At 35.4% G+C, this 410-nt stretch carries 2 protein-coding genes; one reads left to right on the forward strand and one right to left on the reverse strand.

Features of this window, described 5'->3' with window-relative positions; genetic code table 11:
* Window positions 1-219: hypothetical protein (locus PUR61_RS44990; RefSeq protein WP_329874525.1), on the forward strand; the 219-nt coding region annotated here is incomplete at its 5' end.
* Here PUR61_RS44990 and PUR61_RS44995 read toward each other — a convergent pair.
* Window positions 216-410: hypothetical protein (locus PUR61_RS44995; protein ID WP_329874527.1), on the reverse strand; the 195-nt coding region annotated here is incomplete at its 5' end. The two genes, PUR61_RS44990 and PUR61_RS44995, sit on opposite strands and share 4 nt — an antisense overlap.

Consider the following 410-nt stretch of genomic DNA (forward strand, 5'->3'; position numbering starts at 1 on the left):
GTTGTTGGGGGGGGGGGGGTTTGTTTTGCGTTAACTTTTATGCTTTTTTTTGGTTTGTTGTGTGTTTTGTTTTTTTTTTTTTTGTTTTGTTTTTTTTTTTTTTTTTTTTTTTTGTTTTTTTTTTTTTTGTGGGTTGGGGTGTGTGGGGTGGGGGTGGTGGGGGTGGTGTTTGTTTGTGGGGGGGGGGGGGGGGGCGCGGGGCGCCCCAAACACGATTAAGAAAAAATGGGCGGGAAAGACAGCACACACACACCCACCCCCCAACCCCCCAACAAACAAAAAAAAAAAAAAAAAAAAAAAACAAAAACCAAAAACAAAAAAAAAAAAAACACCCCAAAAAAAAAAAAAAAAAAAAAAACACAAAAAAAAACAAACAAAAAAAAACCCAAAAAAAAAAAAAAAAAAAAAAA

The organism is Streptomyces sp. BE20 (assembly GCF_036322525.1).
Lineage (GTDB): Bacteria > Actinomycetota > Actinomycetes > Streptomycetales > Streptomycetaceae > Kitasatospora.